At 46.2% G+C, this 25,901-nt stretch carries 20 protein-coding genes; 2 read left to right on the top strand and 18 right to left on the bottom strand.

Going from position 1 to position 25,901, the window contains the following annotated elements; genetic code table 11:
* Positions 1-34 precede the first annotated feature (34 nt).
* From fba to rbsK, 17 genes are all read right to left on the bottom strand, one after another.
* Complete coding sequence (fba, locus tag ACTNEN_RS02920) at positions 35-901, bottom strand: class II fructose-1,6-bisphosphate aldolase (protein WP_441204576.1); 867 nt, start codon at positions 899-901, stop codon at positions 35-37.
* A 174-nt stretch (positions 902-1,075) separates the two neighbouring features.
* Positions 1,076-2,233, bottom strand: coding sequence for an ABC transporter ATP-binding protein (locus ACTNEN_RS02915; protein WP_441204575.1), 1,158 nt, complete (start codon positions 2,231-2,233; stop codon positions 1,076-1,078).
* Between the two features lie 2 nt (positions 2,234-2,235).
* The gene (gene malQ, locus ACTNEN_RS02910; protein WP_441204574.1) at positions 2,236-3,723 is read right to left on the bottom strand and encodes a 4-alpha-glucanotransferase; all 1,488 of its coding nucleotides are present in this window, start codon (positions 3,721-3,723) and stop codon (positions 2,236-2,238) included.
* A gap of 23 nt (positions 3,724-3,746) precedes the next feature.
* Complete coding sequence (locus ACTNEN_RS02905; RefSeq protein ID WP_441204573.1) at positions 3,747-4,778, bottom strand: LacI family DNA-binding transcriptional regulator; 1,032 nt, start codon at positions 4,776-4,778, stop codon at positions 3,747-3,749.
* A gap of 60 nt (positions 4,779-4,838) precedes the next feature.
* Positions 4,839-5,744: a carbohydrate ABC transporter permease gene (locus ACTNEN_RS02900; protein ID WP_441204572.1), complete on the bottom strand. Its 906-nt coding sequence runs from the start codon at positions 5,742-5,744 to the stop codon at positions 4,839-4,841.
* The gene (locus ACTNEN_RS02895) at positions 5,744-6,601 is read right to left on the bottom strand and encodes a carbohydrate ABC transporter permease (protein WP_441204571.1); all 858 of its coding nucleotides are present in this window, start codon (positions 6,599-6,601) and stop codon (positions 5,744-5,746) included. The genes ACTNEN_RS02900 and ACTNEN_RS02895 overlap by 1 nt, the downstream gene beginning before the upstream one ends.
* A 217-nt stretch (positions 6,602-6,818) precedes the next feature.
* Positions 6,819-8,267: an ABC transporter substrate-binding protein gene (locus ACTNEN_RS02890; RefSeq protein WP_441204570.1), complete on the bottom strand. Its 1,449-nt coding sequence runs from the start codon at positions 8,265-8,267 to the stop codon at positions 6,819-6,821.
* Positions 8,268-8,730: 463 nt separating this feature from the next.
* Positions 8,731-9,408, bottom strand: a complete 678-nt coding sequence (locus tag ACTNEN_RS02885) for an HD domain-containing protein (RefSeq protein ID WP_441204569.1) — start codon at positions 9,406-9,408, stop codon at positions 8,731-8,733.
* A gap of 380 nt (positions 9,409-9,788) precedes the next feature.
* Positions 9,789-10,874 carry a type I glyceraldehyde-3-phosphate dehydrogenase gene (gene gap, locus ACTNEN_RS02880; RefSeq protein ID WP_441204568.1) on the bottom strand — a complete coding sequence of 362 codons (1,086 nt, stop codon included), beginning with the start codon at positions 10,872-10,874 and terminating at the stop codon, positions 9,789-9,791.
* Between the two features lie 162 nt (positions 10,875-11,036).
* Positions 11,037-12,080 carry a P1 family peptidase gene (locus ACTNEN_RS02875; protein ID WP_441204567.1) on the bottom strand — a complete coding sequence of 348 codons (1,044 nt, stop codon included), beginning with the start codon at positions 12,078-12,080 and terminating at the stop codon, positions 11,037-11,039.
* A 115-nt stretch (positions 12,081-12,195) separates the two neighbouring features.
* A complete protein-coding gene (locus tag ACTNEN_RS02870; RefSeq protein WP_441204566.1) occupies positions 12,196-12,348 on the bottom strand; it encodes a hypothetical protein in 153 nt (50 codons plus the stop codon).
* Entirely contained in the window at positions 12,338-13,987 is a 1,650-nt protein-coding gene (locus ACTNEN_RS02865; protein WP_441204565.1) for a DUF3298 domain-containing protein, read from the bottom strand. The genes ACTNEN_RS02870 and ACTNEN_RS02865 overlap by 11 nt, the downstream gene beginning before the upstream one ends.
* Before the next feature lie 307 nt (positions 13,988-14,294).
* Positions 14,295-15,266: an ABC transporter permease gene (locus ACTNEN_RS02860; protein WP_441204564.1), complete on the bottom strand. Its 972-nt coding sequence runs from the start codon at positions 15,264-15,266 to the stop codon at positions 14,295-14,297.
* Positions 15,267-15,279: 13 nt separating this feature from the next.
* Complete coding sequence (locus tag ACTNEN_RS02855; protein WP_441204563.1) at positions 15,280-16,806, bottom strand: sugar ABC transporter ATP-binding protein; 1,527 nt, start codon at positions 16,804-16,806, stop codon at positions 15,280-15,282.
* A 97-nt stretch (positions 16,807-16,903) separates the two neighbouring features.
* Positions 16,904-18,070 (bottom strand): substrate-binding domain-containing protein, encoded by a 1,167-nt coding sequence (locus ACTNEN_RS02850; RefSeq protein WP_441204562.1) that lies wholly within the window; start codon positions 18,068-18,070, stop codon positions 16,904-16,906.
* Positions 18,071-18,138: 68 nt separating this feature from the next.
* The gene (locus tag ACTNEN_RS02845) at positions 18,139-18,585 is read right to left on the bottom strand and encodes an RbsD/FucU family protein (RefSeq protein WP_441204561.1); all 447 of its coding nucleotides are present in this window, start codon (positions 18,583-18,585) and stop codon (positions 18,139-18,141) included.
* Positions 18,586-18,630: 45 nt separating this feature from the next.
* The gene (gene rbsK / locus ACTNEN_RS02840; protein WP_441204560.1) at positions 18,631-19,548 is read right to left on the bottom strand and encodes a ribokinase; all 918 of its coding nucleotides are present in this window, start codon (positions 19,546-19,548) and stop codon (positions 18,631-18,633) included.
* Between the two features lie 468 nt (positions 19,549-20,016).
* Here rbsK and deoC point away from each other — a divergent pair, with 468 nt between their 5' ends.
* Positions 20,017-20,664: a deoxyribose-phosphate aldolase gene (gene deoC, locus ACTNEN_RS02835; RefSeq protein WP_441204559.1), complete on the top strand. Its 648-nt coding sequence runs from the start codon at positions 20,017-20,019 to the stop codon at positions 20,662-20,664.
* 222 nt (positions 20,665-20,886) lie between these two features.
* Here deoC and ACTNEN_RS02830 read toward each other — a convergent pair whose 3' ends face one another.
* A complete protein-coding gene (locus ACTNEN_RS02830) occupies positions 20,887-21,960 on the bottom strand; it encodes a LacI family DNA-binding transcriptional regulator (protein ID WP_441204558.1) in 1,074 nt (357 codons plus the stop codon).
* Positions 21,961-22,545: 585 nt separating this feature from the next.
* On the opposite strand from ACTNEN_RS02830, the gene ACTNEN_RS02825 reads away from it, so the two are divergent.
* Positions 22,546-25,737, top strand: a complete 3,192-nt coding sequence (locus ACTNEN_RS02825) for an EAL domain-containing protein (RefSeq protein WP_441204557.1) — start codon at positions 22,546-22,548, stop codon at positions 25,735-25,737.
* The last annotated feature ends 164 nt before the right edge of the window (positions 25,738-25,901 follow it).

The raw sequence follows: 25,901 nt of genomic DNA, 5'->3' as shown, positions 1-25,901 counted from the left end.
TTGTTAAAGATATCTTGCATCCAACCGCAAAGACTTAAGCCTTGCCATCGCAGCCGAATTCAACGATCTTGTTCTTGCACTCTGCAATGATCGCATCCGCGCCCGGTTTAAGCAGCTTACGAGGATCGTAGCCCTTGCCGACCTGATCCTTGCCAGCCTCGATATACTCTCTGGTTGCCTTGGCAAATACAATCTGAAGCTCGGTGTTTACATTGATCTTGGATACGCCAAGCGAAATTGCCTTCTTGATCTGGTCTGTCGGGATACCGGAACCACCATGAAGTACCAGCGGAAGATCCGGACCAATTGCTTCCTTAATCTTGGCAAGAACGTCAAAGTCAAGTCCCTTCCAGTCTGGTGGATATACACCATGGATATTGCCGATACCTGCTGCCAGGAAATCTACTCCAAGATCTGCAATTCTCTTGCAGTCTGCAGGATCAGCTTTTTCGCCGGCGGAAGTAACTCCATCCTCTGTACCGCCGATGCCACCGACTTCTGCCTCGATGGAGATTCCCATGTTATGAGCCGCATGTACGAGCTCTCTGGTCTTCTCTACATTCTCATCAATATCATAATGAGAACCGTCAAACATGATGGAAGTAAAGCCAGCCTGAATGCAGGCATAGGATCCTTCGTATGTGCCATGATCAAGATGCAGAGCAACCGGAACTGTAATTCCAAGGAAATCATGCATTTCCTTAACCATTGCGGTAACCGTTTTAAATCCGGTCATGTACTTTCCCGCGCCCATGGAAACACCCAGGATTACCGGAGCCTTCATTTCTTCACAGGCAAGCAGGACAGACTTAGTCCACTCAAGGTTGTTGATGTTAAACTGAGGTACTGCATAATGTCCGGCAAGTGCCTTGTCCAGCATCTCTTTAGCGTTAACTAACATTTAATTTCCTCCTATAGAACTTCAATTAGAAGTAACATTTCATAGGTACATAGTAGCACATATGGTTTTCTTTTGCTATAAAGTTATGTTAAATTCTGCACAATCGCCTGGACGGTCCCGATGCAGATACAGCATAAGCATATATCTCTTACACCCGGATTACCGTATTCCGAATTAATACTCCAGGTTTCTGCCGGTCTCCTTGGAAAATACATGCACAACATTACCGCCAAAGGTAAAGTCGATCTTCTGCCCGGGCTGGAATCCGGCATCCTGCTTTAAATCCAGTGTTGGCACAATAATGATGCCGTCCTTGCCAACTGCATTGATATGGAGATGTACGGATGCTCCCATGAGCTCGGAAACATCGGCGACACCGTGAATCATGCGTCCGGGAACATTGTCAAGCGAAATATGCTCCGGTCTTACCCCAACAACAATCTCCTGCGGCTTGATGTCCTGTGCAAGCAGGTGCTGATTTTTACTCTCGTCCAGCGGAATCACTGCATCCTCCACCTGTACACAGTACTTACTGCCATCCTTCTTAAGCTCGCCATCGTAGAAGTTCATCTGCGGCACACCGATAAATCCGGCAACAAAGATATTGACAGGATTGTCATAAACCTCCTGCGGCGCACCAACCTGCTGGATCACGCCATCCTTCATGATGACAATGCGGTCACCAAGGGTCATCGCTTCGGTCTGGTCATGCGTTACATAGATAAATGTGGTATTGATCTTTTTCCGGAGCTTCAGAATTTCCGCGCGCATCTGATTGCGAAGCTTTGCATCCAGATTGGAAAGAGGCTCATCCATCAGAAGCACCTTCGGCTCCCGGACAATGGCACGTCCGATTGCCACACGCTGACGCTGACCACCGGACAGCGCTTTAGGCTTCCGGTTCAGATACTCTGTAATTCCAAGGATTTCTGCGGCATGATTTACACGTTTATCAATTTCCTCCTTGGGAAGCTTGCGCAGCTTCAGAGGAAATTCCATGTTCTGACGCACGGTCATATGCGGATACAATGCATAGTTTTGAAATACCATTGAAATATCGCGGTCCTTTGGAGCAACATCATTCACAAGCTGTCCATCAATATACAGCTCACCACGTGTGATATCCTCAAGACCTGCAACCATGCGCAGCGTCGTTGATTTACCGCAGCCGGATGGACCGACCAGTACAATAAACTCCTGATCCGCAATGTCCAAATTAAAATCCTGAACTGCAACGACTCCCTCATCGGTGACCTTAAGATTGTGTTTTTTCTTCTTGTCCCCCGTATTAGGATACACCTTTTCAATATGCTTCAGCGTAACTGTTGCCATATCTATACCTCTTTCCTTCCGTAGAGTTCTGTAAAGTCTTTTATTTTCCGGGCAAGCTCCGGTGTAAACGCATCCTCTGAAGCCCGCCATGTCCAGTTATTTCCCGTAGTAGATGGTGTATTGATCCTTGCCTCATGTCCGAGTCCCAGGAAATCCTGCATTGGGATAATCGCAAGATCCGAGACCGAGCCGTAAACCGTGCGGATAAATCCCCAGTGGGCGCCCTCAATCGGATCAAGATGCAAGTAACGCTCCGCCAGCTCCACATCCTCCCGGGGCGCTGTGGCGATCCAACCATTCACTGTTTCATTATCGTGAGTTCCGGTATAAGCCACGCTGTTGCGAGTGTACTGATACGGCAAATACCCTGTGCCTGTATCTCTCGTGTCAAATGCAAACTGCAGCACCTTCATCCCCGGAAATCCGCTGTCTTTTACCATCTGAATGACTTCCGGCGTGAGATACCCAAGATCCTCTGCTATGAGATCCACCTTGCCAAGCGCATGACCGATGGCCCGGAACAAATCCATACCCGGACCCTTTTTCCAGACTCCGTTCCGCGCTGTTTTGTCGCCATAGGGAATGGCAAAATAGGACTCAAATCCACGGAAATGATCAATCCTCAGCTTATCCACCAGTCTGAACTGACACCTGATCCGGCGGATCCACCAGTCATAGCCCTGTGTTTTCATGTAATCCCAGTCGTAAAGAGGATTGCCCCAGAGCTGTCCATCTGCAGCAAAACCATCTGGCGGACATCCGGAGACCTCCGTAGGTCTACCGTCCCGATCCAGCTGGAACTGCTTTGCATCAGCCCATGCATCTGCGCTGTCCGGACTCACATAAATCGGGAGATCTCCTATGATTCTGACATGATGCTGATGCGCATACTCCGTAAGATGCTCCCATTGTCTGAAAAACAGATACTGAATCACCTTCCAGAACGTAAGCTTCTCCGCGAGCCGGTCGGATGCCTCCCGCAGCGCTTCCGGTTGATGGCGTCTCAGCTCTTCCGGCCATTCCAGCCAGGATCTGCCGCCCTGTTCTTCCTTAATTGCCATAAACAAGGCATAATCCGGAAGCCAGTCGGACTCCTCTCTAAGAAACGTCTCATAGTCTTCCGGCGGATTTTCCATAAAGCGCTGAACCGCAAGCTTAATCACCTTAAAGCGGTGCTCATACATCTGTCCGTAGTCGACTCTTTCAGGATCTGCTCCCCAGTCCTCGGATGTGTAATCCGATGTATCCAACAATCCTGCGTCTTTCAGATCATCCAGATCAATCAGGTAAGGATTTCCCGCATAGGAGGAAAACGCCTGATAAGGACTATCTCCGTATCCTGTAGGTCCAAGTGGCAGGATCTGCCACCAGGTCTGCCCTGCTTCCTCCAGAAAATCTATAAATTTCCGGGCTGCTTCTCCCATCGTCCCTATACCATATTTGGATGGAAGAGATGTAATCGGCATCAATACGCCCGCACTTCTTGCCATAAACTGCCTCCCTTACTACTCTATCATATTTCCGGACTTTCATCCATAATACTTACGCTCTCGCCCTCCACGAGCTCAAACGGCACATATTCATGCCGTACCGGATGCCGGTAATTGAGACGGAACAGAAGGTCCTCCACTGCCCGCATGGCAAGCGCTTCCGTATCCTGCCGGATCGTAGCAAGCCTCGGGATCATAAACCTTGACTCCTCTATCCCATCATATCCGATGATGGAAATATCCTCCGGGATACAAAGTCCCTGATCCCGGATCGCGCGCATCGCACCTATCGCAATGGTATCGCCGATTGCAAAAATCGCTGTAATATCCGGCGCCTTGTCGAGCAATTTCCGGGCTGCATCATATCCTCCCTGCATGGAAAACAAGGATGGTTCATACTGTTTCTTGAGGTCAAAGGGGATGCCACTCTCCTGAAATGCCTTCTCGCATCCCATCAGTCTGCGGTAACCGACCTGGCTTCCCGTTCTGCTCTGAGATCCTCCGATAATACCGATCTTACGATGTCCCATACGCACAAGATATCGAATGACCTCTCCTGCAGCACGTTCGTCATCTGTTGTAAATGAACTAAGTCCCGGAAGCTTAAGCTCCTCTGTGGTATTGGTCAGAAGTACGGAAGGCACATCAATGCCGGGGTACTCCGCCCGGAAATACTCAAGGTTTCCGCCCAGAAAAATAAAACCCTTGGGCTTCCGGACTCTCAGGATCTCAAGAGCAGCCTGCACCTCGTCCGCATTCTCATCCAAAAAGGTAACCTCTGCTTCCTCGCCGTTTTCTCTGAGATCTGCCTGCACCTGCTCCAGCAGCCCCTCAAAAAACATATTGTGGAAGCCTCGCACGATGATGGAGATTGAGGTATTCAGTACCTGCTTTAGTCCCCGCGCATTGGAGTTCGGATGGAAGTTCTGCTCCCGGATCACCTGGTCTATTTTATCCCGCGCCTTCTGACTCACATCCGGATGATTGTTGATCACTCGTGAAACCGTGCCGATACTGTAGCCGGAGAGCTCGGCGATATCCTTGATGGTAACCATTTATGTAAATTCCTTTCTTTCCATCAGCCTCGCTGCTGCTATCCGTCAAGTGATCCTGTTTTATCCCTTGACTGCACCTGCAGCCACACCTTTGATAATATACTTCTGCGCTGCAATATAGAAAATAATGATCGGCAGAATTGCAAGGACAAGCACTGCCATCATAGCGCCCCAGTCAATCTGGCCATGCGACTGCTTAAGATATTGTACAGCAATCGGGATGGTACGGTACTTGTTGACATTTAATACAAGCGATGGCAATAGATAATCGTTCCAGACCCACATGGCGTCGAGGATTGCCACGGTGATCACTGTCGGCTTCATAATTGGAAATACCACCAGGAAATATGCCTGCAATGGATTGCATCCATCGATCATGGCTGCCTCCTCAATCTCAACCGGTATAGACTTAACAAAGCCGCAGAACATAAAGACCGCAAGCCCCGCGCCAAATCCAAGGTACACTACAAGGATGCCGACCGGATTGGAAAGATGCAGCATATTTGCGAACTTTGACAAGGTAAACATCACCATCTGGAATGGCACGACCATAGAGAACAGGCAGAACACATAAATCAGCTTGGTCCACCAGGTCTGCACTCTGGTAATAAACCAGGCGCACATACTGCAGCAGATGACAATCAGAAGTACCGATCCTACTGTGATAAACAAAGAGTATCCGAAGCTGTGCCAGAAATCCGTCTTTTTGATCGCATTGCTGTAGTTCAAGAATCCCACAAAGGTCTTGCTGATCCCTGCCATCCACTTCTCAAATCCATCAAAAATGCTGGCTGTGGAAATGCCAAATGGATTTTTAAAAATATACGCCTTTCTCTTAAAGGAATTTAAAAGAACGATCAGTAGCGGCGAGATCCACGCAAGAGAGATAATCGCAAAAATGGCAGTCAGAAATCCGCTGTGTTTTAATGTTCTGCCACTGCTAGGCTTTGCTTTTGTCTGTTTCATTACTGCTGTACCTCCTTACTTCTTGTGAGACGGTTCTGAAGCAGTGCAAGTGCTGCGACAAGGATAAAGAAGATCACAGCTTTGGCCTGTCCTACACCCTGCCAGCCGGTAGTTCCATACATCGTATCGTAAATATTAAGTGCAAGCAGCTGTGACATCTTGCCGGGATTACCACCGGTCAAAGCCAGGTTCTGATCAAACAGCTTAAATCCGTTGGTCAGCGCAAGGAAGGTGCAGACGGTAATGGATGGCATCATCATCGGGATGGTTACCTTCCAGAGCTTCTGCCATGCCGTAGCTCCGTCAATCTCAGCTGCTTCCATCACATCCTCCGGGATCGCCTGGAGGCCTGCGATATAGATGATCATCATATATCCGATCTGTTGCCAGCTGACAACCAATACAAGGCCCCAGAATGCTGTCCACTGGGTGGAAACAATGGTCATGGAATATTTTGCAAGCGCACTGTTAAAAATCATGAGCCATACATAGGAAAGCACGATACCGCCAATCAGATTCGGCAGAAAAAATGCCGTCCGGAACAGGTTGGTTCCACGGATTGCCTTGGTCAGTGCCAGCGCAATTGCAAATGCAACTACATTGATAATGACTAGCGTCACAACTGCAAAAAGTGCCGTATACCAAAGTGAATGCAGGAAGGTTGTGTCCAGCTTGCCATTCACAAAGAAAATCCTCGTATAATTCTGAAGTCCTACCGGCTTCCAGTCCACCACAGTTGTGAACTTGCAGAAGGATAGAAAGATTCCATAGAAAAACGGAATCACAAAGCCGATCATAAAGGCTGCCATCGTGGGTGCCACAAAAATCGGCCAGTATTTCTTTATGGTTCTGCTCATTTTTTCTCCTTATAGATAAAATGATCAACTCTGCTAAAAGACAAGTCTGCTTCCGGCAGACAAGATACTTCGGGATCTTGGTCAAGGTTTCTCAGGGTCTTATTAGCAGAAAGAGGGTGAGCGAATGAAGATCCATTCACTCACCCTCTTACATCGTTTATATGGTTATGCCATAACGTCAGATTTCAATCTCTAATAAAAGGTTTACGCTATCTGATTATTTCTTAGCTGCTTCCTCGGCAAGCTTCCACTGTGAAGCCCAGCCGTCTACAAATGCAGTCTTAACAGCATCCCAGTTTCCGGAACCATCTGTATAAGCGGTAAGAGCGGAAACTACATCAGCTCTCCAGTCGTCTACGTTAGGTGTTGCGTTAAAGGACCATGCTACAGAGGTCTTGCCATCCTTCATAAGCTTTGCACTGGTTGCAGCAAACTTGTTGGTCGGAGCATACTCACCCTCAAAGGTATCAAACGGTGCTGACAAAGCCATGCCATTGGTAATGGCGTCACGACCTTCATCACTTGTGATCACCCAGTTCAGGAATGCAAGTGTCGCGTCAATGTCCTCCTGCGGAGCCTTTGCATTCACAGCCCAGTGGTTCTCAGTACCGACACACAGACCCTCGTTTGCATCATCTACACCAAAGTAGATCGGCATCATGTCGATGTCATCCTCAGTTACGGTATAACCGTTGTCGCCGCTGGTAAGTGCGGACCACTCCCAGTCACCGTTCTGATAGAAGACAGCCTCGCCCATGCCAAATTCCTGCTCTGCATTGAGCGCACCGGAGTTCAGTGTCTTAGGATCTGCAGCAGAATCTCTTACGTACATATCCCAGACTCTCTTATAGTTATCAAGGTATTTGCCCTTAATCGTAGCTTCGCCGGCAGTCACATCTACGCCGTCATCCTTAAACTCATAGTACAGAGGCATATTGGCAAGGTGTCCGGAGAATCTCCATGAGGATCCGTCGTCCAGTCCTGCGGATGCGAATGCTTCTGTCACGTCAAACGCACCGTCCAGCGCTTTGTTAAGCTCGTCAAGTCTGCCATTGATATCATCGGCAACGGCCTCGAGCTTATCCAGGGAATTGATATCCTCTACGGATGCTGCCTTGGCATTTGGAAGACCGCAGTATGCATCAAGGATAGTCTTGTTATAAATGATGCCGTAGGACTCATAGCAGTTGGCAACGGCTGCAACCTTGCCGTTATACTCTACTGCAAGACTCTTGTCAGTGAGGTGCTTGTAAAGATCTGTATCCTTTAAATCATAGGTATAATCGTCCCAGGTCTGTGCAGCACTCGTATTACCAATGTTAAAGATCGTCGGTGCATCTGTCTTGGCCATTTCAGACTGAAGTGTCGTGTTGTACTGGCCATCTGCTGCAGTGAGGACATTAACCTCAACGCCGGTCTGCTTATTATATGTAGATGCCAGCTCCTGCCACTGCTCATCGGTTTCGGGCTTGAAGTTAAGGAGATAAACCTTACCGCTGCCAGATGTCTCTGTCTTGGCTGCAGCCGTTGTCTCTGCAGCAGCCTCTGTACTTGCCGCAGCACTGGATCCTGCTGCTGCCGTTGTAGCCGGTGCCGATGATGATGCACCACAGCCAGTCAGCATGATTGCTGCCATTCCAAGCGCCATTGCCTGTCTCTTTTTCATAACATTTCCTCCTTGATATGAAATTCATGCTTAAAAATATATGATGAATTTAATTATGAACAAATATCAGCTATGAGTTATCTGTAAATTGTTTTGTAAACGTTTCCGTTAACGTTTACAGTTGTTATTTTATGGATATATCTCAAAAATGTCAATCCACGAATTGGAAGTTTGTATAGTATGTATCATTTATATATGGTTGTATTGTGCAATTTTGCAGTTTCCTTTGATTATCTCTTTTTCACATGAATTTTTCATAAAGGGCATCCAGGGAAGGGCATCCGAAAGCTTTACCTTTAAGACCTTTCGGATGACTTTTCTATAAAAATTTCAGCAGAGATTCATCCGAAATGAGGAAATAAACAAGATCCGGATGAATGCAAGCCAAAAAAAGTAAAAAAAATCATCCGTTCCCAAGATAGTTCCTAGGGACGGATGATTGTATCTCACGGATGATTGTTTCTTACATCAGTGTCTGTTCATTTATAATCAAGTGGAAGTCCATCTTGAGGAAATTTGCGGCTTTCTTGCAGAGAAGCATTCGCTCCATAAAGATCTCGAAATACTCTCCGATCTCTCCGTACCGCGTGTCAATTCCGAGCTTCAGCTTGATGGCGCTGTGCTCTTTGTTGATCTTTAGCTCCGAATCCGTCACAGAGTAATTGACCCTGTCATGGATGTCAAACTTATGCTCATCTTTTTCCTGCACCCGGCTCCGGCGCACATCCGACTTATCTGCAAGAATCAATGCTGCTGAAATATTGCTGACCGGGACGCCATTTCCCTCGTCATGATTTCCGATGGCACAGATGATCGGTGCAATATCCTCGGCAGTGATATGCAAACGGTTTAAGATGGTGAATGCCATCAGCGCCCCTGTCTGCGAATGATCCACGCGATTCACGATATTCCCGATGTCATGCATCCAGGCCGCCGTCAGTGCGAGGTCAATGGTATGGTCATCATAGCCGAGCGTCTCCAGAATATACGAAGTCCGTTCCGTCACCATGCCGACATGTGCAAAGCTATGCTCTGTAAAATGCAGTGCCTTCATAGACTTGTTCTGCTCGCCGATATAGGTTGTTACATCATGATCCGCCTTGACCATAGTAAAAAGCGGAAACCTTGTCTGATCGATCATAAAACTCCCTCCCTCAAATCTTTGTATCTGAATTTTTAAACCTGATGCTTCCTCTCGTGTTCTTTTCCTACTTAATGTTGCTACAGTAAAAAACATCTTCTAAACTATAGCATATTCACCGTTAATATATCGTTAAATTGCTGTGAAATTCTGTAAGCGCATGCACGCCCTGAAATACGCGCCCATTTATGCTCTTATACGCCAAAAGGGGCGTCCGCGCACAGACACCCCCTATCACATAAATTATATAAATGTATACTTCCGTCCCATATGCCGCACAGCACATGATTTTCATATTTTAGAATCATGCAGCACAGGCACCTTTGACATGAAAGGAAGCTGATACATTGCCAAGCTTTATATTACCTGCTAACAGCGCTTTACGCTTCCGGCGCTTCCGCAACGGTCGGCACTCCCTCACCGCTCTGATTCCGGAATGCAATCCGGTCCGTAAGTGCCATATGAATCACAAGATCAATTACCTTATTAGAATATCCCCACTCATTATCATACCAGGCGATCAGCTTTACAAACTTGTCATCCAGCATGATGCCTGCCTGTGCATCAAACACGCAGGTATTGTAATTGCCACGGATATCTCCTGAAACCAATGCATCCGTATTATACTCAATCACACCTCGCATATTGCTCTCCGCCGCCTGCTTCACCACCTCGCAGATTTCCTCATAGGTTGTGGAGGTCTTAAGCTCTGCCGTAAGATCAACTACAGAAACATCATTACACGGTACACGGAAGCTCATGCCCGTCATGCGCACTGCAAGCTCCGGAATAACCATGGTAACCGCCTTAGCAGCACCGGTAGAGGAAGGGATGATGTTGTTAAACACAGAACGTCCGGTTCTCCAGTCACGACCACTATTGGAGTCCACCGGCTTCTGCTTGGAGGTTGACGCATGGATGGTTGACATCAATGCCTTCTCGATACCAAACCTGTCATTGATGACCTTGGTAAGCGGTGCAAGACAGTTGGTTGTACAACTTGCGTTGGAAACAATATTCATTGTAAAAGGATCATAGGTATCTTCATTCACGCCCATAACAAAGGTCGGAAAATCTGCTTCCTTGCCCGGAGCGCTGAGAATCACTTTCTTGGCGCCACCCTTGAAATGCTTTGCACAGTCTTCCTTAGAGCGGAACTTACCGGTACTCTCAATCACGTACTCTACACCGGCACTCGCCCATGGAATATCCGCCGGATCATCCTCACTGAAGACCTTGATATCCTTGCCATTTACACGGATGCCATCCTCGGTGGCTTCCACCTTGCCCTTAAAACGCCCAAACACGGAATCATACTCCAGCAGGTACGCCATCTGCTCATGATTGGCATGATGCAGATTAATGGCACAGATATTGATCTGATTCTCTTTCCTCTCCTCAAGACTCCTAAGGATGATACGGCCAATTCTTCCAAATCCATTGATACCAACGTTGATCTTGCTCATACAACCTCCTATGAATGAATATTTAATTGATGCATTCACCATAGCATGAAATATGAACATTGTATACAAAAGTTAATTTTTAAACTTTTGCCTCCATAGCAATTAAATTTTCATACCAGAAAGTGCATTACTTCCGCCATCCAAAGCAGAGTATCTGCGTATTCAAAGATTCGCAAGATATTCCTCATCCGGAATCTCCGATGATCTGACCGCATCCAGGATCGCCTGCTCCATGACATACGAGCTCAGCACACCCATCGCGTTGATATCCATCCTAACCGTCCGTTTATCCACAGCTCCGACAGATGCAAAATAAATACTGTCTCCATCTCCCATTGTGCCTACCGGGCAGATACATCTGGCATAGGCTGTCCTGGTCATCGACGCAAGCTTGTTGACCTCTGCAGTGCTAAAGGACGCGTTGGTAATGACAGCCCCGATGGTTGTATTGGTATGCTCCCGCATTGCCTCTCCTGGTGCTGCCTGCATCTCCTCTTTTTCCAATGCTGTCTGCGAATCTGCTTCATTGGCTTCAGATGCATCACTCTGCTTCTTCATTGCATGAAGCGCATACTCGAGCAGGAGATCCGAACCTGAAATCAGAGCTGACCTGCTCTCATCATGCGTCCCGGCAATCCTTTTTCCGGAAGCAGGGTCATAGACATCTCCGACCGCATTGACAATGACCACTGCCGCAACCTTGACCGTGCCAAGCTGTATGGCATAAATCCCAAGCCCGGACTTCTGCGCCCGTTTCATCCCGGCAAGCTTGCCAACCGTAGCACCCGTACCGCCGCCAACATTGCCATGGGCATCCGAGGTTCCCTGCAAGGCACATTCGCATGCCTTCCACCCCATCGCGGCATTCGGACGGACGTCCCGCCTGCCATAGGATAAATCATAAATACACGACTGGACAACCAGCGGAACCAGCGCCGCCCCGGTGTTATAGCCAATGCCATGCTGTTCCAGGCACCGCATGACACCATCCGCTGCGGCAAGACCGTACGCAGATCCCCCGCCGAGCACAAGCGCATTGATCGGATTATCCGCCGTAATGGCATGTGTCAGCGGTGTCTCCCGGGACGCAGGTCCCCCACCTGAGATGTCCGAGCCGACCTCTGCGCCAGTCGGAAAATACAGTACCGTCACTCCGGTCTTAGCCTCTGTATCCTCTGCGTGTCCCAGATGGACATAACGTTCCATTTCACTGATCGATATTTTTTGTATGGGTATTTTATGTAGTTCAGTCATAGCTTCCTACCGTCTCACTCTCTGCATTCGTATGTTTCATCAGATCATTGCGTATCATTTTGTACTTTTAAGCCGGAATGTCTTTGATAGCGTCTAATTCTCCAATCGGACTTGCTGTCGACAGATACCGGATCTTAAGCTCCGCATCCACATCATATCCGGAAGGCACCGGCAAAAACCGTCTGCGGATTTTTATAATGATAATCTTGTTATCCTGCAAACATCATTCCATCCAGAAGCTCCTCCGCCGGTACTCCGTCAATCTGGTCAACTCCATCATTTTTGCTTACCGCAATACGGATAAAGTGGCCATCGGCATCCTTAAAATCAACCCAGGATTCCTCATCTGTGGCATAAAAGTTCAGTACTGTACTCGCCGCAATCGTCTCTTCTGTGCCTGAACCCTGTTCCGAGCTCCGCACCTCCGCCTTAAGCTCTTTAAGCGTCGTTAGACTGGACACCAGATCCGGCTGGATATAATCATAGGTCTCAATCTCTTTGGGCATCCCTGCTGCATCCAGCGTATATCGCCGCCAGGCACCGTTGGTGGAAAGCAAATCTGTCCTTGTGGCAAGCTCCATATGGTCCGGATCCGTCGGAGACTCATATCGAAACCCACGATCAAACTCCTTTGCCTCCAGGATTTGATTTCCATTGAGATCATAGATTTTAAGATATTTCCAGTCGCTCTCGACACCAACTTCCAGATACAGATAATTTCTCTCACCCTTATGCACAAGATACGGATCGAAATGATATCCGTGAATGTCTTCCGTATAAGTATTGTCACCAAGCGTCATGGTAAAAGTATACTCATCTTCATCACTGCTTCCGCCAGGCAGATACGAAACCTTAAGCGCCTTCGCTTTGGTCCCCGGTAAGGTCGTGGGCACATCCATCATAAAAGGCTCTATAAAATCCAAGGAAGTAGACACATATTCCTGCTTCACAAGCTCCGGATGGTCCGCGTATCGAAACATTACCATCTGCGTACCGGCTGCATACGGTGCAATCTCGTAGGGTGCAAAATAAAACCGGATGCCGTCATTGCCAAGCGTCCACGCAACACCACCGGATTCCGCATCATCTTTACCTGTGTCCAGAAGCGCCGTCCGGATGGTCCCGGCAAGGTCCTTAGCGGATGCATAAAATGTCTCCGGCGGGTACATCTCAAGAAGTTTTGTGGAAAGCATCTCTGGAAGATTGTCAAGCTGACCATCCTCCAGCACATCGTTAAGCTCCAGTTCCGTCCCGGTCCGGGAATCAAAATTCACAGCCTGATATCCATAATTTGGATGTGCCCCTCCACTGAAGCTGCTGGCAGTGACAAGGACACTGACCACAGTGCTGTCACTCCGCATCACCCTGGCATCGAGCTCGGACGTATAATAGCTTCCTTCCGTCCACCAGCCATCTTTCATTCCACTCTCGGCATCCGCCTTTAGCTGAGCGATTTCCTGCGCATTGCTCTCCGCAAGCTTCTCAGTATACGCTGTTATGGCCTGGGACAAGGCTTCATATCTGCTATCCTCCCCGCCCATCCAGATCCTTGGATAATGACCGCTTACCAGCATAGTGCCGTCATCCGCAGTTTCACTTTGATACTGTACGTCCATATATATGGCAAGAGGCTCTGCTGCAAGACGATCCTTCTCTCCCGTTTCCGATGAGCCCTCCCGATGAGCTGGTGATGCAGCTTCATTCACAGATTCCTGCGAGGAATTTGTCGCTGCTGTCTCCTCACCCGCCGGTGCAGATTGTGCTGTCTCTATTGATGCGTTTTTCTGCCCTGCAGAACATCCCGTAAGGAGTCCTGTGATCAGCAGAACGCATATTCCTGTCATCATAAATTGCTTCATGTCGTTTTTCTCCTTACTACGTGCTGTAGACTCCGATTCCAACTGACTTTATTATTGATTTTATAGTAAAGGCTTTTCTGTTTTTTTACAAGGATTTCGGGATGATGGCCTGAAACAGACAACGAAAATCCTTATATACGGTCAGAATACTTGTTAAATAACAAAAATGTCCGGGAGCTAGAGTCCCCGGACATCTGAAAGGTTAACCGCCGACAACGATTGTCAAAACCATTGTGGTTGATAACAATGAATATCTTTTATTTTTAAGAAATTAATTCAGGTCAATTCTTTTTGGTCAAGCTTTTTATCAGGCCTTCTTTCTGTTTTTCATCATATCCATCGTTACGGCAAAGATGATCAGCACACCACTGGTAATCTCGAGCACATGGGTATTGAGTCCAAACTGAACACCGGCATTATTGATTAAAACCATAAGAATCGTACCGAGAATTGTACCGCTGACATTTCCGCGGCCGCCGGCGAGCGAACAACCTCCGATTACAGCAGCGGCAATCGCATTCATATCATATCCCTCGCCACCTGTTGGAAGTGCACTCTGTACACGAGCCGCAAGCATTATTCCAGCAACGCCATAAATAAAACCTGCAAGTCCGTAAACCATATACGACATCTTTCTGACCCGAATACCACTGAGTTTGGCAACCTCCTCGCCGGACCCCATGACATATAGATTACGTCCAAAGATCGTATATCGAAGCAAAAACAGCACCAGTGCTGCAACCAAAATCCAGATCAGTGCAAGTGCCGGCAGAACCCCGCCAAGGCTTGCGGAACCCATGGCAAGCAGGCTTTTATTCAATCCGCTGACTGTCAACGCATTACTGATGATCAAGACAATTCCACGGATAATCGTCGATGTGCCAAGTGTCGCAATCATCGCCGGAACCTTAAGATCGTGAATGATAATACCATTTACAGTGCCGCAGGCAGTGCCGATTGCAAGCGCAACCAACAGTGTAACCGCCAGCGGAAGGCTTGTATCTCTTTGCAGGATTGCCATTGCCATACACGATAGTCCGGTAATTGCACCGCCACTGATATCGATGCCACCTGTAATAATGATCATCGTCTGTGCACAGGCAAGAACACCAATGATGGCGCATTGTTTTAAAAGATTGGTAATATTATAAAGTGAAAAGAAATTTTTGGTTGCCACGGATGCCAAGATAAACAGAGCAACGATAATGACTCCCAGTGTAAATTCTGTATGCTGAAAAATATTAGTTGTTTTTTTATTTCCTACTTTACTCTCTGCCATGATCGTAAACCTCCTATGCTTCTTTGGCTTCTGCTACCTCAAGCGACTCTCTTCGCAGAATGTCCTCTTCATGTAGTGTTTTGATTTCATCATACGTAAAATCGGCAGTGATTCTGCCCTGTGCCATCACAAGCAGGCGATCTGCAAGCCCCATAACCTCCGGCAGATAAGATGAAATCAGGATAATGCCCTTGCCCTGCGTTGTAAGATTTTCCATGATCTTATAGATTTCCTGCTTTGCACCGACATCAACGCCGACTGTAGGTTCATCAAAAATCAGTACATCCGGGTTAAAGCAAAGCAGCTTTGCGATAACCACCTTCTGCTGATTTCCTCCTGAAAGATTACCGGCAAGCTGGTCTATAGATGGAGTCTTAACGTTCACCATCTTGGCATAATCCATGGCCCGATCTTTTTCTTTCTTAAGAGAAATAATCTGTCCTTTGGAAATTTCCTCGTAGGAGTTCATATTGATATTGGTTTTTATTGATAACCCTAATGCCAGACCATCAGCACGCCGATCCTCTGTCAAAAAGCCGATCCCATATCTCATGGCTTCAGATGGATTTTTTATCTCCACCTTCTCTCCTTTGATATAAACATCTCCACTGAGACGTTTCTCTACTCCATAGAGTGCACGCATGGTTTCACTTCTTCCGGCACCAACCAGTCCTGCCAGGCCTACGATTTCCCCTGCATGCACTGACAAACTAATATCCGTAAAGTGCCTTGAATCCGTAAAATGCTCAATCCTTAAAAGTTCCTTTCCAGGCGTACAGTGTTTAATATTATAAATGTCAGACATCTTACGGCCAACCATCAGAGTAATCAGATCATCTGTGGTGACTTCGCTCACCGGTCTGGTATCTACATACGTACCGTCTTTCAATACTGTAACCGTATCGCAGATGTCCATAATTTCTTCCAGCCGATGTGAGATATAAATAATGCTCACTCCCTGTTTCTTTAACTCTTTAATATAGTTAAAAAGGATTTCAACCTTTTCATTTTCAAGTAATGCAGTAGGTTCATCAAAAATCACGACTCTGATATCATTATTGACCGAAATCTTACTGATTGTCACCATCTCCTGCATGGCGATCGGCAATGAACTGATCTTTTTAGATGGATCTACATTCATTTTAAATTTGTCTATAATCTTGCGGCTGTCTTCTTTCATACGTGGCCAGTCTACAAGACCCATTTTTGTTTTCGGCTGTCTGCCGAGGAAGTAATTCTCTGCAATGCTCAAATCCTGAGCAATATTGACATTCTGATAGTTTGCAAATACTCCATGTTCTTGCGCTTCAAGTGCATTTTTATTTTCAATCCAACTGCCATTATAGTTTAGTAATACTCTCCCCTGATCCGGCCTTTCAACGCCCATGATGCATTTGATCAGTGTCGATTTACCAGCTCCATTCTCGCCAACAAGTGCCCTGACTTCTCCCTTGTTTATCTCAAAGCTGACATCATTCAGGGCTGTAACACCGGGATAATATTTACTTACATGTTCAATTTTTAAAATTGTATCAGCCATAGTATAACCTTTCAGACAGTAAGGACTGCTGCTCCTCATTTTGAAGCAGCAGTCCGCGTTTCACTTCTTTTAATAAAGGATCTAATAATCCAGAAGCTTACTTTGAAAGTCTTGTCGGATCCAGCAGATCCTGCATTTCTGTATTGTTCATATTATCAGGAGTAATAACAACCGGCGGGCAGTTAATCTGTTTCTTGCTCTCTGGATTTTTACCCTGTACAAGTGTTTCAATTGCATTTTCCATGCAGAGATATCCTTGCTGATATGCATCCTGAACAATAATAGCGTCAGCATATCCACCCTTCAGAGCCGCAATCTCTGTATCATCAGAATCTACGGCAACATTTACAATCTTGTCTCCAATACCTGCCGCCTGAACCGCATTGCAAACACCGTCACCAGTAATGTTATTTCCGGAATACATACCGATCAGATCGTTACCATAGGTAGAAATGATATTCTCCGCGTTGGACTGCGCTGTCTCAACAACATTGCCGTTATAATATGTATCGGTCTGCGTAAGATCCGGTGCAAGCTCTTTCAGCTTGTTACGGAAACCATCTACACGATGATTCAATGCTTCATTTTCCACGTTGGTATTAATACCTACTGTACCCTTGGTAATATCAATTCCCTTGGTCTTGCATGCATCTACAAATGCCTGTGCTGCCATTTCGCCGATGGTATCATTGGAGCAATAATAGAATTCATTGTAAGTGTCCTCATTGGCTCCATCGTCTCCAACACCGAGGCCGCAATTAACAAAATTCAGAACAATGCCTGCATTTGTAGCTTCCTGCGCCTTTGGAATGGTTGCATCAATCGCAAGTGTCGCTGTTACAATAGCATCCGGCTTCTGCGCAATCGTCTGTTCAAATGCTGCTACATAATCCTCCGTCTGGCTCTCCTCAGATGGTCCGACTGTCGAGTAGTCAATCTTGATTCCATATTTATCCTGGAGATCCAGCATTGCATTTTTAATACCAATCTCTACATAGGTCCAGAACTGTGATGCTGTAGAAGGTGTAAGATATACAATCTTATATTCCTTACCTGCCACATCAGAAGCAGCTCCCTGTGCCGCTGTTGTCTCTGCTGCTCCAGCCGCCTTAGTGTCTGTCGTTGCAGCAGCTGTCGTTGCAGCAGCTGCCGTTGTATCCGCTGCTGCCTTGCTTGTTGCCGCTGTAGATCCTCCACCACAAGCCGCGAGCGAAATCGCCATCACACCGCTCAGAATCATTGCCAATGACCGTCTTGTTCTCATAATTCCTCCTCTTAAACTTGAAACTTATTTCCTCACAGCCTTTCTCTCATGCTGTGCATTGTACAAATTCAATTAACGCCTTTCTGCAGGATAAAACAGCCATACTCCTTGGTCTCACTGGTACAAACCGTAACATATGCTCTGCCTGCCTTTTCATAAAACTTTGTACGTTCAATCGGGCCGCAAACCTTCTCCGGATCATAGCCCTGCTTTTTTACCGCTGCAAACACCTGCTCCCAGGCCTCAGAGTGCTCAACAACAACTCCGGAATCCTTATCTGGTACCATATATTCCACCGGATGCTCACAATATCTGTCATCCAGAGGCATAAGCTGCAGAATCGCGTCCACCATCTCTGCGGCAGTATTGCCCTTGCACTGCAGGCTTATCCCATTTGGTGTTTTTGTCTTAGGAGGATAATAGTGATCTGCAATAATGAGAATGTCTCCGTGCCCCATATCTGCCAGTGCTTTTAAAAGATCTGATCCGATTCTGTCAGGAATTCCTTTTAACATTTTTCTTACCTCCAATATGTTTTAATGATCCGTTTATTTCGTTACTTAATTTTTTAAAAATGCATCAATCTCCGCTCTTGTCGGCATAGACGGAGTCGTTCCGATCTTTTGTACCGACAGTGCCGCAAGTGCCTGAGCAAATCTCGTTGCTTCCCAGATATCCTTACCTTCTGCAAGTGCGCACAGTAAACCTCCGTTAAACGCATCTCCTGCTCCTGTCGTATCAACTACCTGAACGTGATTTGCCGGAACAATTTCCTCTCTGCCATCTGATGAAACAAACACTCCCTTGCCACCCAATGTAATAATTACCTTCTGCACGCCTTTTTTATAAAATACTTGTGCAGCAGCCTTGGCAGAATCCAAATCTGTAACCTTTACACCCGTAAGCTCCTCCGCCTCAATTTCATTGGGAGTCACCATCCATGCCTTAGACAGAAACGCATCACTTACCGGCGAATATGGTGCAGTATTAACAATCATCTTGACACCATGTTTCCTGCAAAGCTCCGCGACCATCTCATTGGCATCCTGATTGATCTCCAGCTGCAGAAGCACATACTCACAGTCTTTAATGACGCTTTCCACACTCTCAACTTCTGCCGCAGTGATTGTTCCACAGGCTCCCGGAACAATAATGATCTCATTTTCACTTGTGCCTTCATCTACAAGAATCAGCGCAATTCCCGTCCCCGTTTCATCGCTATAGAAAAGATGATCTTTTGGCATACCAAGTTCTGTCATAGTATCCAGTGCCACATTGGCAAAGGTATCTCTGCCAAGCTTAGTCATCATAATAACATCAGCACCTGCCTTATGTGCTGCAACACATTGGTTAAAGCCTTTGCCACCTGGTCCCATGCGGAACATTGAGCCCTTCACAGTCTCTTTCGGCACCGGAAGATGCGGGCTTCTCGCCATCAAATCCACAACAAAGCTGCCAAATACCGCTGTTTTACCCATGTATTTTACCTCCGATTTGTGATACCGGTTTCCTTTTCTGTTTCATATGCTAGCACTAGTAAATTTTAAAGTCAATGGAAAAATTATATATATTTATGATTTTATCAGTATTAATCAATACTTTATTGGTAATTTTAACCTATTATCTACCTGATTATGTATCAGCAAAGATGAAATTATTTACGTATATTCTGCAACCGCTTTACTATTTTATGTTTCAGTGTTATAGTTTATCTGATTAATAAATAAACGATCCGTGCCAAAGGATGAAGCTGTCCCGTCTTATGCAAATCCTGTAAAGGGAATCAGCTTGTAGAAGCCATCCTTTCAAAGATCTGAAATATATGCTCACACTATCTGATCTGAATGAATGCCACGGAATGAATGTAACTGAATGAAAAATTAAAATGTTAATATAGGAGAAAGGAGTCAGCTGATTTTGCTTCTCAGATCAGCTTATATACCATTATGACAGTAGAAGAATTAGCCGATAAGATTGACCACACCATGCTGCAGGCAGATGCAACAACGGAAACCATCAAACGGTACTGCGATGAGGCAAAAAAATATAAGTTTCACTCCATCTGCGTAAACTCCTGCCACGCAAAGCTTGTAGCGGAGGAGCTTAAGGGCACCGGCATTACCACCTGCTGTGTTGTCGGCTTTCCGCTGGGTGCTATGGTAACCCGTGCCAAAGCTTATGAAGCAAAATGTGCCGTAGAGGATGGTGCAGGAGAAGTGGATATGGTTATGAATATCGGCGCCATGAAGGATAAAAACTATCAGCTTGTCCTGGAGGACATTAAGGCTGTTGTGGACGCTGCAAAACCAGCCATCGTTAAAGTCATAATTGAATGCTGCCTGCTCACTGACGATGAGAAAGTCAAAGCATGCGAGCTCTCCGAGCAGGCAGGCGCCAGATTTGTAAAAACCTCCACCGGTTTTTCCAAGGGTGGCGCGACTGTGCCGGATGTTGCATTAATGAAAAAAACTGTGGGAGACCGTATGCTCGTAAAAGCCAGTGGTGGCATCCATACAAGAGAGTTTGCCGAGCAGCTTGTTGCTGCCGGTGCAGACAGACTCGGCGCATCCAACGGTGTTGCAATTATAAAATAATCCAATATCAGGAAGCCTCATTGAATCTGTCCTCATAGCAGACGAACTCCAGATTTCATTTGTTTCTAATTTCTCCGGATCCGAAAACTTGAACGAGTAAAGGGTCCGGTCCCAATCAGCAACTTATAACCACTTATAAAGGGACTGCTGCATCTACACAGCAGTCCCTTTATAAATTTCGGGTTTCATTTGTTAAATTCTACACATCATATACTTCATTAACTATAGTTTTTTGTCCTTAGATTCCTTAGGATTCAACTTCTCAGATCCCCTTAGGACGATTTTAGTTTTAACGAAGCTCCGTTGCACAATTTTGTCATACCAGCTGATAGTATTGGCTGTCGTACCTTGATTTTCCGTCAGCCGACGGTACATGATATTCATAGCCTCATATCCCATCTCCACAATCGGACGATCAACAGAAGTAAGACGAACTCCACCATACGTAAGCTCAGGGATTTCATCAAACGAAATTAAGGAAATATCCTTACCAACTGTATATCCATGTGACGTCAGATAATGCAGGCACCCAAGAGTACTCAGATTATTGCAGGTAAAAATCGCAGATGGCGGAATCTTTAAATTTATAAGTTGTTCCGTAGCACGATAAGACTCTTCAATTCGGAAATTGCCATCCACAACATACTCCATGCGATAGGGTATATTTTCGTCCTCGAGTGCCATTCGATATCCGGTAAGCCGCGACTTGCTTGGAAGAGAATGCTCTGGCCCGGTAATAATCCCGATATTTCGATGTCCCTCCTTGATCAGACACTGCACCGCATCATATGCTCCCTGCTGATCATCTGAGAAAATACCATCAAAAATCGTATTCTCGATGTCCCTGTCAACAAGAACGACCGGAATGCCGCCGGATTTGAGGCGTTCCAGTGTCCTGATAGAAACCTGATCATCATCCTTTGCGATCGAAATAAAAACTCCCTCAATCATATCGGTCCTGAGTGTATGCAGAATCTGATGCTCCTTATCCAGATCTCCATCCGTACCATAAAGCAGCACACTATAGCCCATTTCCTCTGCACGTTCTGTAATGCCATGCAGAATCTTGCCAAAAAACGGATTTTCAATATCCGGAACAATGAACACAAGTAGATGTGAGGAACCGTTGCTTAAATTTTGCGCGGTTGCATTCGGAACATAATTTTCCTCCGCAATGATATCTTCCACCCTTTTGCGGGTAGCAGCTCCTACATTTCCCTTTTTGTTGATTACCCGGGAAACGGTAGCCGGGGAAACTCCGGCTTTTTCAGCTATATCATAAATTGTTAGTTTCATGTTCTGAACCTTTTCCAATATAGAATATTTCAGAATCCGTGCACATGCTTAACTAATATCCAAGCTCTGAATGTCTGAATGAATATAAAAATTATAGCACATTTATGTCTCTATTTCATCACCCCGCTTTAAAGCTATGCGTAAAATATCAATTCCAATCTTTCAAGCTGACATTCTGATATTGCATACCATCTTGCAGGATTAAAAATTCTAAAGTAAAATATCTCCAACTTGCTTTAATTCCATCCTTTCTGATTTTGGAAAAGATTTCACAGACTGTAAGTCCGGATAAATAATTCTATGTTTAATACTCAGCAATATCACACTTTTTACGACAAATTAGATTTTGGAATCTGCTTTTTATCTGTGGACCCACAGGAAAGAATTCTTTTTGCCAATGCAAAACTATTGCAGTTATATGATTGCCCAGATGAGTCCAGCTTTATGCATCTAACCGGCGGACACTTTCAGGGCATGAGGATCGAAGAAGAATCTTCTGCCTCTTCCCTTTCCGGCATTTTGGGAGAAGTGCAAACTACATCGTCCTTCACTTATACATACCGCACTCTCGCAGGTCATTTCCGTATGGCAGAGGCTTTCTTGACTCACTCCGGGTTGGATGGTCATCAGGTATTTATACTGCAGGTCCTATCTTCCGAAATGCTTTCACATGCGTTTCAAGCAGATGGGCTGACCGGACTTCTCGGCAGAAATGATTTCTTTAAAAAAGCCCTGGAAATATCAGATCAGAACCGGCAGCAACACATTTTGTCGCAATACTGTCCGGTATACTTTGACGTCACAAACTTCCGCGAATACAACAGAAGCTTCGGAATACACGCCGGCGACCATCTCCTCCGCCAGATTGCGGATACTCTGCTGAAAGCGTTCCCCGGACAGGCAATCGGGCATCTTACTGCCGACTGTTTTGCGGCGCTGCTCAAAAAGGATGATCTTATCGAGAGGGTGGAATCCGTCTGCGAAAAAATCAACGACAGGATCAACGACAGAAACATTCTTTTAAAATGCGGCATCGTATATGTTGCAGAAAATGCAAGTCGTCAGTGGCTGATCAACAGCTTTGATATGGCTAAAATTGCCTACAATTCCATTAAAACAGATGTTACGCAATGCTGCGCGATCTATACAGATGCCATGGGAGAACAGATTGATAATCATCTCTATGTCATAAAGCACATTGACGAAGCATTAAGAAAAGGCTATATCAAGGTGTACTATCAACCTGTTGTCCGCACGCTGTCGGAGGAACTCTGCGGCTTTGAAGCATTGGCACGCTGGGAGGATCCGGAAAACGGTACACTTTGCCCTGATATCTTTATCCCCGTGCTGGAAAGCTCCAGACTGATTGACCGTTTGGATACTTATATTATCTCAGAGGTCGGCCGCATGTTCCGCGAACGTCTCTCTGCCGGACTGCCCGTGGTACCTGTCTCCTTTAATCTGTCCAAGCTGGATTTCATCCTGATGGATCCTCTCAAGGTTCTGGAGCAGACTGTAAAAAAATACGATCTTCCCCGCAGCTACTTCCATGTTGAAATCACAGAATCTGTCATGGTATGGAACCGTCAGAATCTTAAACGTATCATCAGCAAATTTCATAACGCAGGGTATGAGGTCTGGCTGGATGATTTTGGCAGCGAATATGCCTCGCTCAACGCGCTGCATAATTACAACTTTGATGTATTAAAAATCGATATGGGATTTTTTCAGAACTTTGACCAAAAGAGCCGGAAAATCATCACCAGTGTCGTAACCATGGCTAAATCTCTTGGGATGCATACACTTGCAGAAGGTGTGGAAAACAAAGAACAGTATCAATTTCTGAAATTCATTGGCTGCGGCATGATCCAGGGATATTACTATGGACATCCTCTGCCTTACAGTAGTGCTCTGGCTGACAGCAATGCCAAAGGCCTCCAGATGGAGACCTCAGAAGACCGGGATATGATGAAAACAGCAGAGCTGGTCAATGTCGCTTGTGATAGTCCGGTAGCAATCGCCGAATATACTCCGGACAGGATCCGTCTACTGACTGCAAACACCGCTTATCTTAAAGCACTCAATTCTGTACATACACAGGACCTGGATTCATCCAACCGCTATCTTGATCTGCCGAGTTACCCAACCAGAAGCAGATTTCAGGAATTTATGAAACAGGTCTATACCAACACCTCCGGCAGCCTGACCTATGTAGACAGCGGACAGTACCTACAGGTTTCCATGATCAAGATTGCAGGTTCCAGGGATCACTGGCTGGGCAAAGCATCTCTCACCAATTTAAGCTCCATCGATATGCTTGGTCCCGCCAGGAAGCTGGACTCTGTGTTCCGTAATCTTGAGCTTCTGTATGACGGACTCTATTATCTCAATATGCAGGAGGATCAGATTGAAGTACTGGACTGTGTGCATCCTAAAGTAAAGCCAGGCACCGTATTTCATGGTATTTCAGAATCCTTCCGTATATATGCGGAAGAGCTTGTGCATACTGCAGATGTGAAACGCTTTCTGGCATTTATTAATCCGGATCATCTCTACTTGATGGCAGAAAAATCCGGAAGTGCAGAAGCTGCAGATCTTTTCAGGGTAAAAAGAGAGGATGGATCCTGTCGCTGGACAGTCTTCCGTGCATTAGTTCTAATGAAAACATCGTCCAAAGACATCCTGCTGGCGGAACAGGAGGATCTATGGGAGCGCCACCCAAATCGTGGCTGGCTTCTACCGGAATTTCTTAAAAGCTATGGCCTATCCGTTCCTTCAGAGACAGCATCAGAAACAGACCAGTCTGACAATGACAACCTTCTTTTTTATGAGTCCAACGCCAATGATGCTATCATGATGGGAATGTCAGAACCTGACCCGTCCACAGGTATCCAAAAAACGATAGCCAAAATTGCCGAAAGTCTGAAATCTGAGAGACTCCTGATTTTTGAGCGGAGAAACGACGGCTCTGTTTACTGCACTTACGAATGGCATCAGGAGCAGCTTGCTCCGCTGAAGCCTGCACTGACCAACCTCCGTCATGAGGATGTGCAGCCGCTCTATGCACTCTTTCAACTGCAGCAGGTAGCAAGGATTCCAAATTATCCAGAATTTATCCGTGATAATCCTACGCTTCATCTGCCGATTGAAAACGTTAAAAATATAGTATCCGGTCAGCTTATGATGGCAAGGCAGCTCATGGGCTTTACCATGGTGATCAACTCATCCGATGAAACCTTCCAGACTGCAAGCCAGGTACTCTCAACTCTTATAAGCTTTCTGTCCATCATGATTCGGAACCGGAATACCATGCAGCACATGGAGGAGCAAAGTGTCCGGGATCCACTTACCGGTGCATTAAACCGGAGAGGCTTGGAGCATTTCATTGCCTCCTATAAGGGTACAGGATATCTCACGCTTCTTGCCGGTGATATTAACAACTTAAAATCCACCAATGACACCTTAGGGCATCATGCCGGAGATATGCTGATCCAGCGAACCGCAGAGATCCTGATGAATTGTACCGATAGAGATCATACCTTCCGTACTGGTGGTGATGAATTTCTGCTGATCCAGGAGGGGATGGACATAAGTGGTGTTAAGGATCTTGTGCATAAACTCCATGCTCTTACCCTAAGCTCTGGCATTGACATAGCGCTCGGATATTATGTGCACTATGGCCCCGTTACAAACCCGGATCCTCTGCTCGCCAAGGCGGATACGGCTATGTACGAAGAGAAAAAAAGATGTCATCGCAGCCGCCGGTCAGAGCAGTGACACCTGTAAAAGTATTGCCCGGTATCCTAAATCCGGACTACCTCCTCTATATAAACTGCCTGTCCTGCATAGATAATCATCTCATAAAAACAACGCCCATATAACGGGAGGTTTCTGGTCTCTTGCGCTGCAGCATTTCTCAGAATGCAAAAACAAAAGCAGCG

This window comes from Oribacterium sp. HCP28S3_H8 (assembly GCF_052064775.1).
Taxonomy (GTDB): Bacteria; Bacillota; Clostridia; order Lachnospirales; family Lachnospiraceae; genus Oribacterium.
The sequence above is the reverse complement of the archived record's forward strand: the minus strand, read 5'-3'. Positions and strand labels throughout refer to the sequence as shown.

Bases quoted from the DNA above. Each gene is read 5' to 3' on its own strand.
- fba (WP_441204576.1), bottom strand. From the start codon at position 901: ATGTTAGTTAACGCTAAAGAGATGCTGGACAAGGCACTTGCCGGACAT.
- ACTNEN_RS02915 (WP_441204575.1), bottom strand. From the start codon at position 2,233: ATGGCAACAGTTACGCTGAAGCATATTGAAAAGGTGTATCCTAATACG.
- malQ (WP_441204574.1), bottom strand. From the start codon at position 3,723: ATGGCAAGAAGTGCGGGCGTATTGATGCCGATTACATCTCTTCCATCC.
- ACTNEN_RS02905 (WP_441204573.1), bottom strand. From the start codon at position 4,778: ATGGTTACCATCAAGGATATCGCCGAGCTCTCCGGCTACAGTATCGGC.
- ACTNEN_RS02900 (WP_441204572.1), bottom strand. From the start codon at position 5,744: ATGAAACAGACAAAAGCAAAGCCTAGCAGTGGCAGAACATTAAAACAC.
- ACTNEN_RS02895 (WP_441204571.1), bottom strand. From the start codon at position 6,601: ATGAGCAGAACCATAAAGAAATACTGGCCGATTTTTGTGGCACCCACG.
- ACTNEN_RS02890 (WP_441204570.1), bottom strand. From the start codon at position 8,267: ATGAAAAAGAGACAGGCAATGGCGCTTGGAATGGCAGCAATCATGCTG.
- ACTNEN_RS02885 (WP_441204569.1), bottom strand. From the start codon at position 9,408: ATGATCGATCAGACAAGGTTTCCGCTTTTTACTATGGTCAAGGCGGAT.
- gap (WP_441204568.1), bottom strand. From the start codon at position 10,874: ATGAGCAAGATCAACGTTGGTATCAATGGATTTGGAAGAATTGGCCGT.
- ACTNEN_RS02875 (WP_441204567.1), bottom strand. From the start codon at position 12,080: ATGGAACGTTATGTCCATCTGGGACACGCAGAGGATACAGAGGCTAAG.
- ACTNEN_RS02865 (WP_441204565.1), bottom strand. From the start codon at position 13,987: ATGAAGCAATTTATGATGACAGGAATATGCGTTCTGCTGATCACAGGA.
- ACTNEN_RS02860 (WP_441204564.1), bottom strand. From the start codon at position 15,266: ATGGCAGAGAGTAAAGTAGGAAATAAAAAAACAACTAATATTTTTCAG.
- ACTNEN_RS02855 (WP_441204563.1), bottom strand. From the start codon at position 16,806: ATGGCTGATACAATTTTAAAAATTGAACATGTAAGTAAATATTATCCC.
- ACTNEN_RS02850 (WP_441204562.1), bottom strand. From the start codon at position 18,070: ATGAGAACAAGACGGTCATTGGCAATGATTCTGAGCGGTGTGATGGCG.
- ACTNEN_RS02845 (WP_441204561.1), bottom strand. From the start codon at position 18,585: ATGTTAAAAGGAATTCCTGACAGAATCGGATCAGATCTTTTAAAAGCA.
- rbsK (WP_441204560.1), bottom strand. From the start codon at position 19,548: ATGGGTAAAACAGCGGTATTTGGCAGCTTTGTTGTGGATTTGATGGCG.
- deoC (WP_441204559.1), top strand. From the start codon at position 20,017: ATGACAGTAGAAGAATTAGCCGATAAGATTGACCACACCATGCTGCAG.
- ACTNEN_RS02830 (WP_441204558.1), bottom strand. From the start codon at position 21,960: ATGAAACTAACAATTTATGATATAGCTGAAAAAGCCGGAGTTTCCCCG.
- ACTNEN_RS02825 (WP_441204557.1), top strand. From the start codon at position 22,546: ATGGCAGAGGCTTTCTTGACTCACTCCGGGTTGGATGGTCATCAGGTA.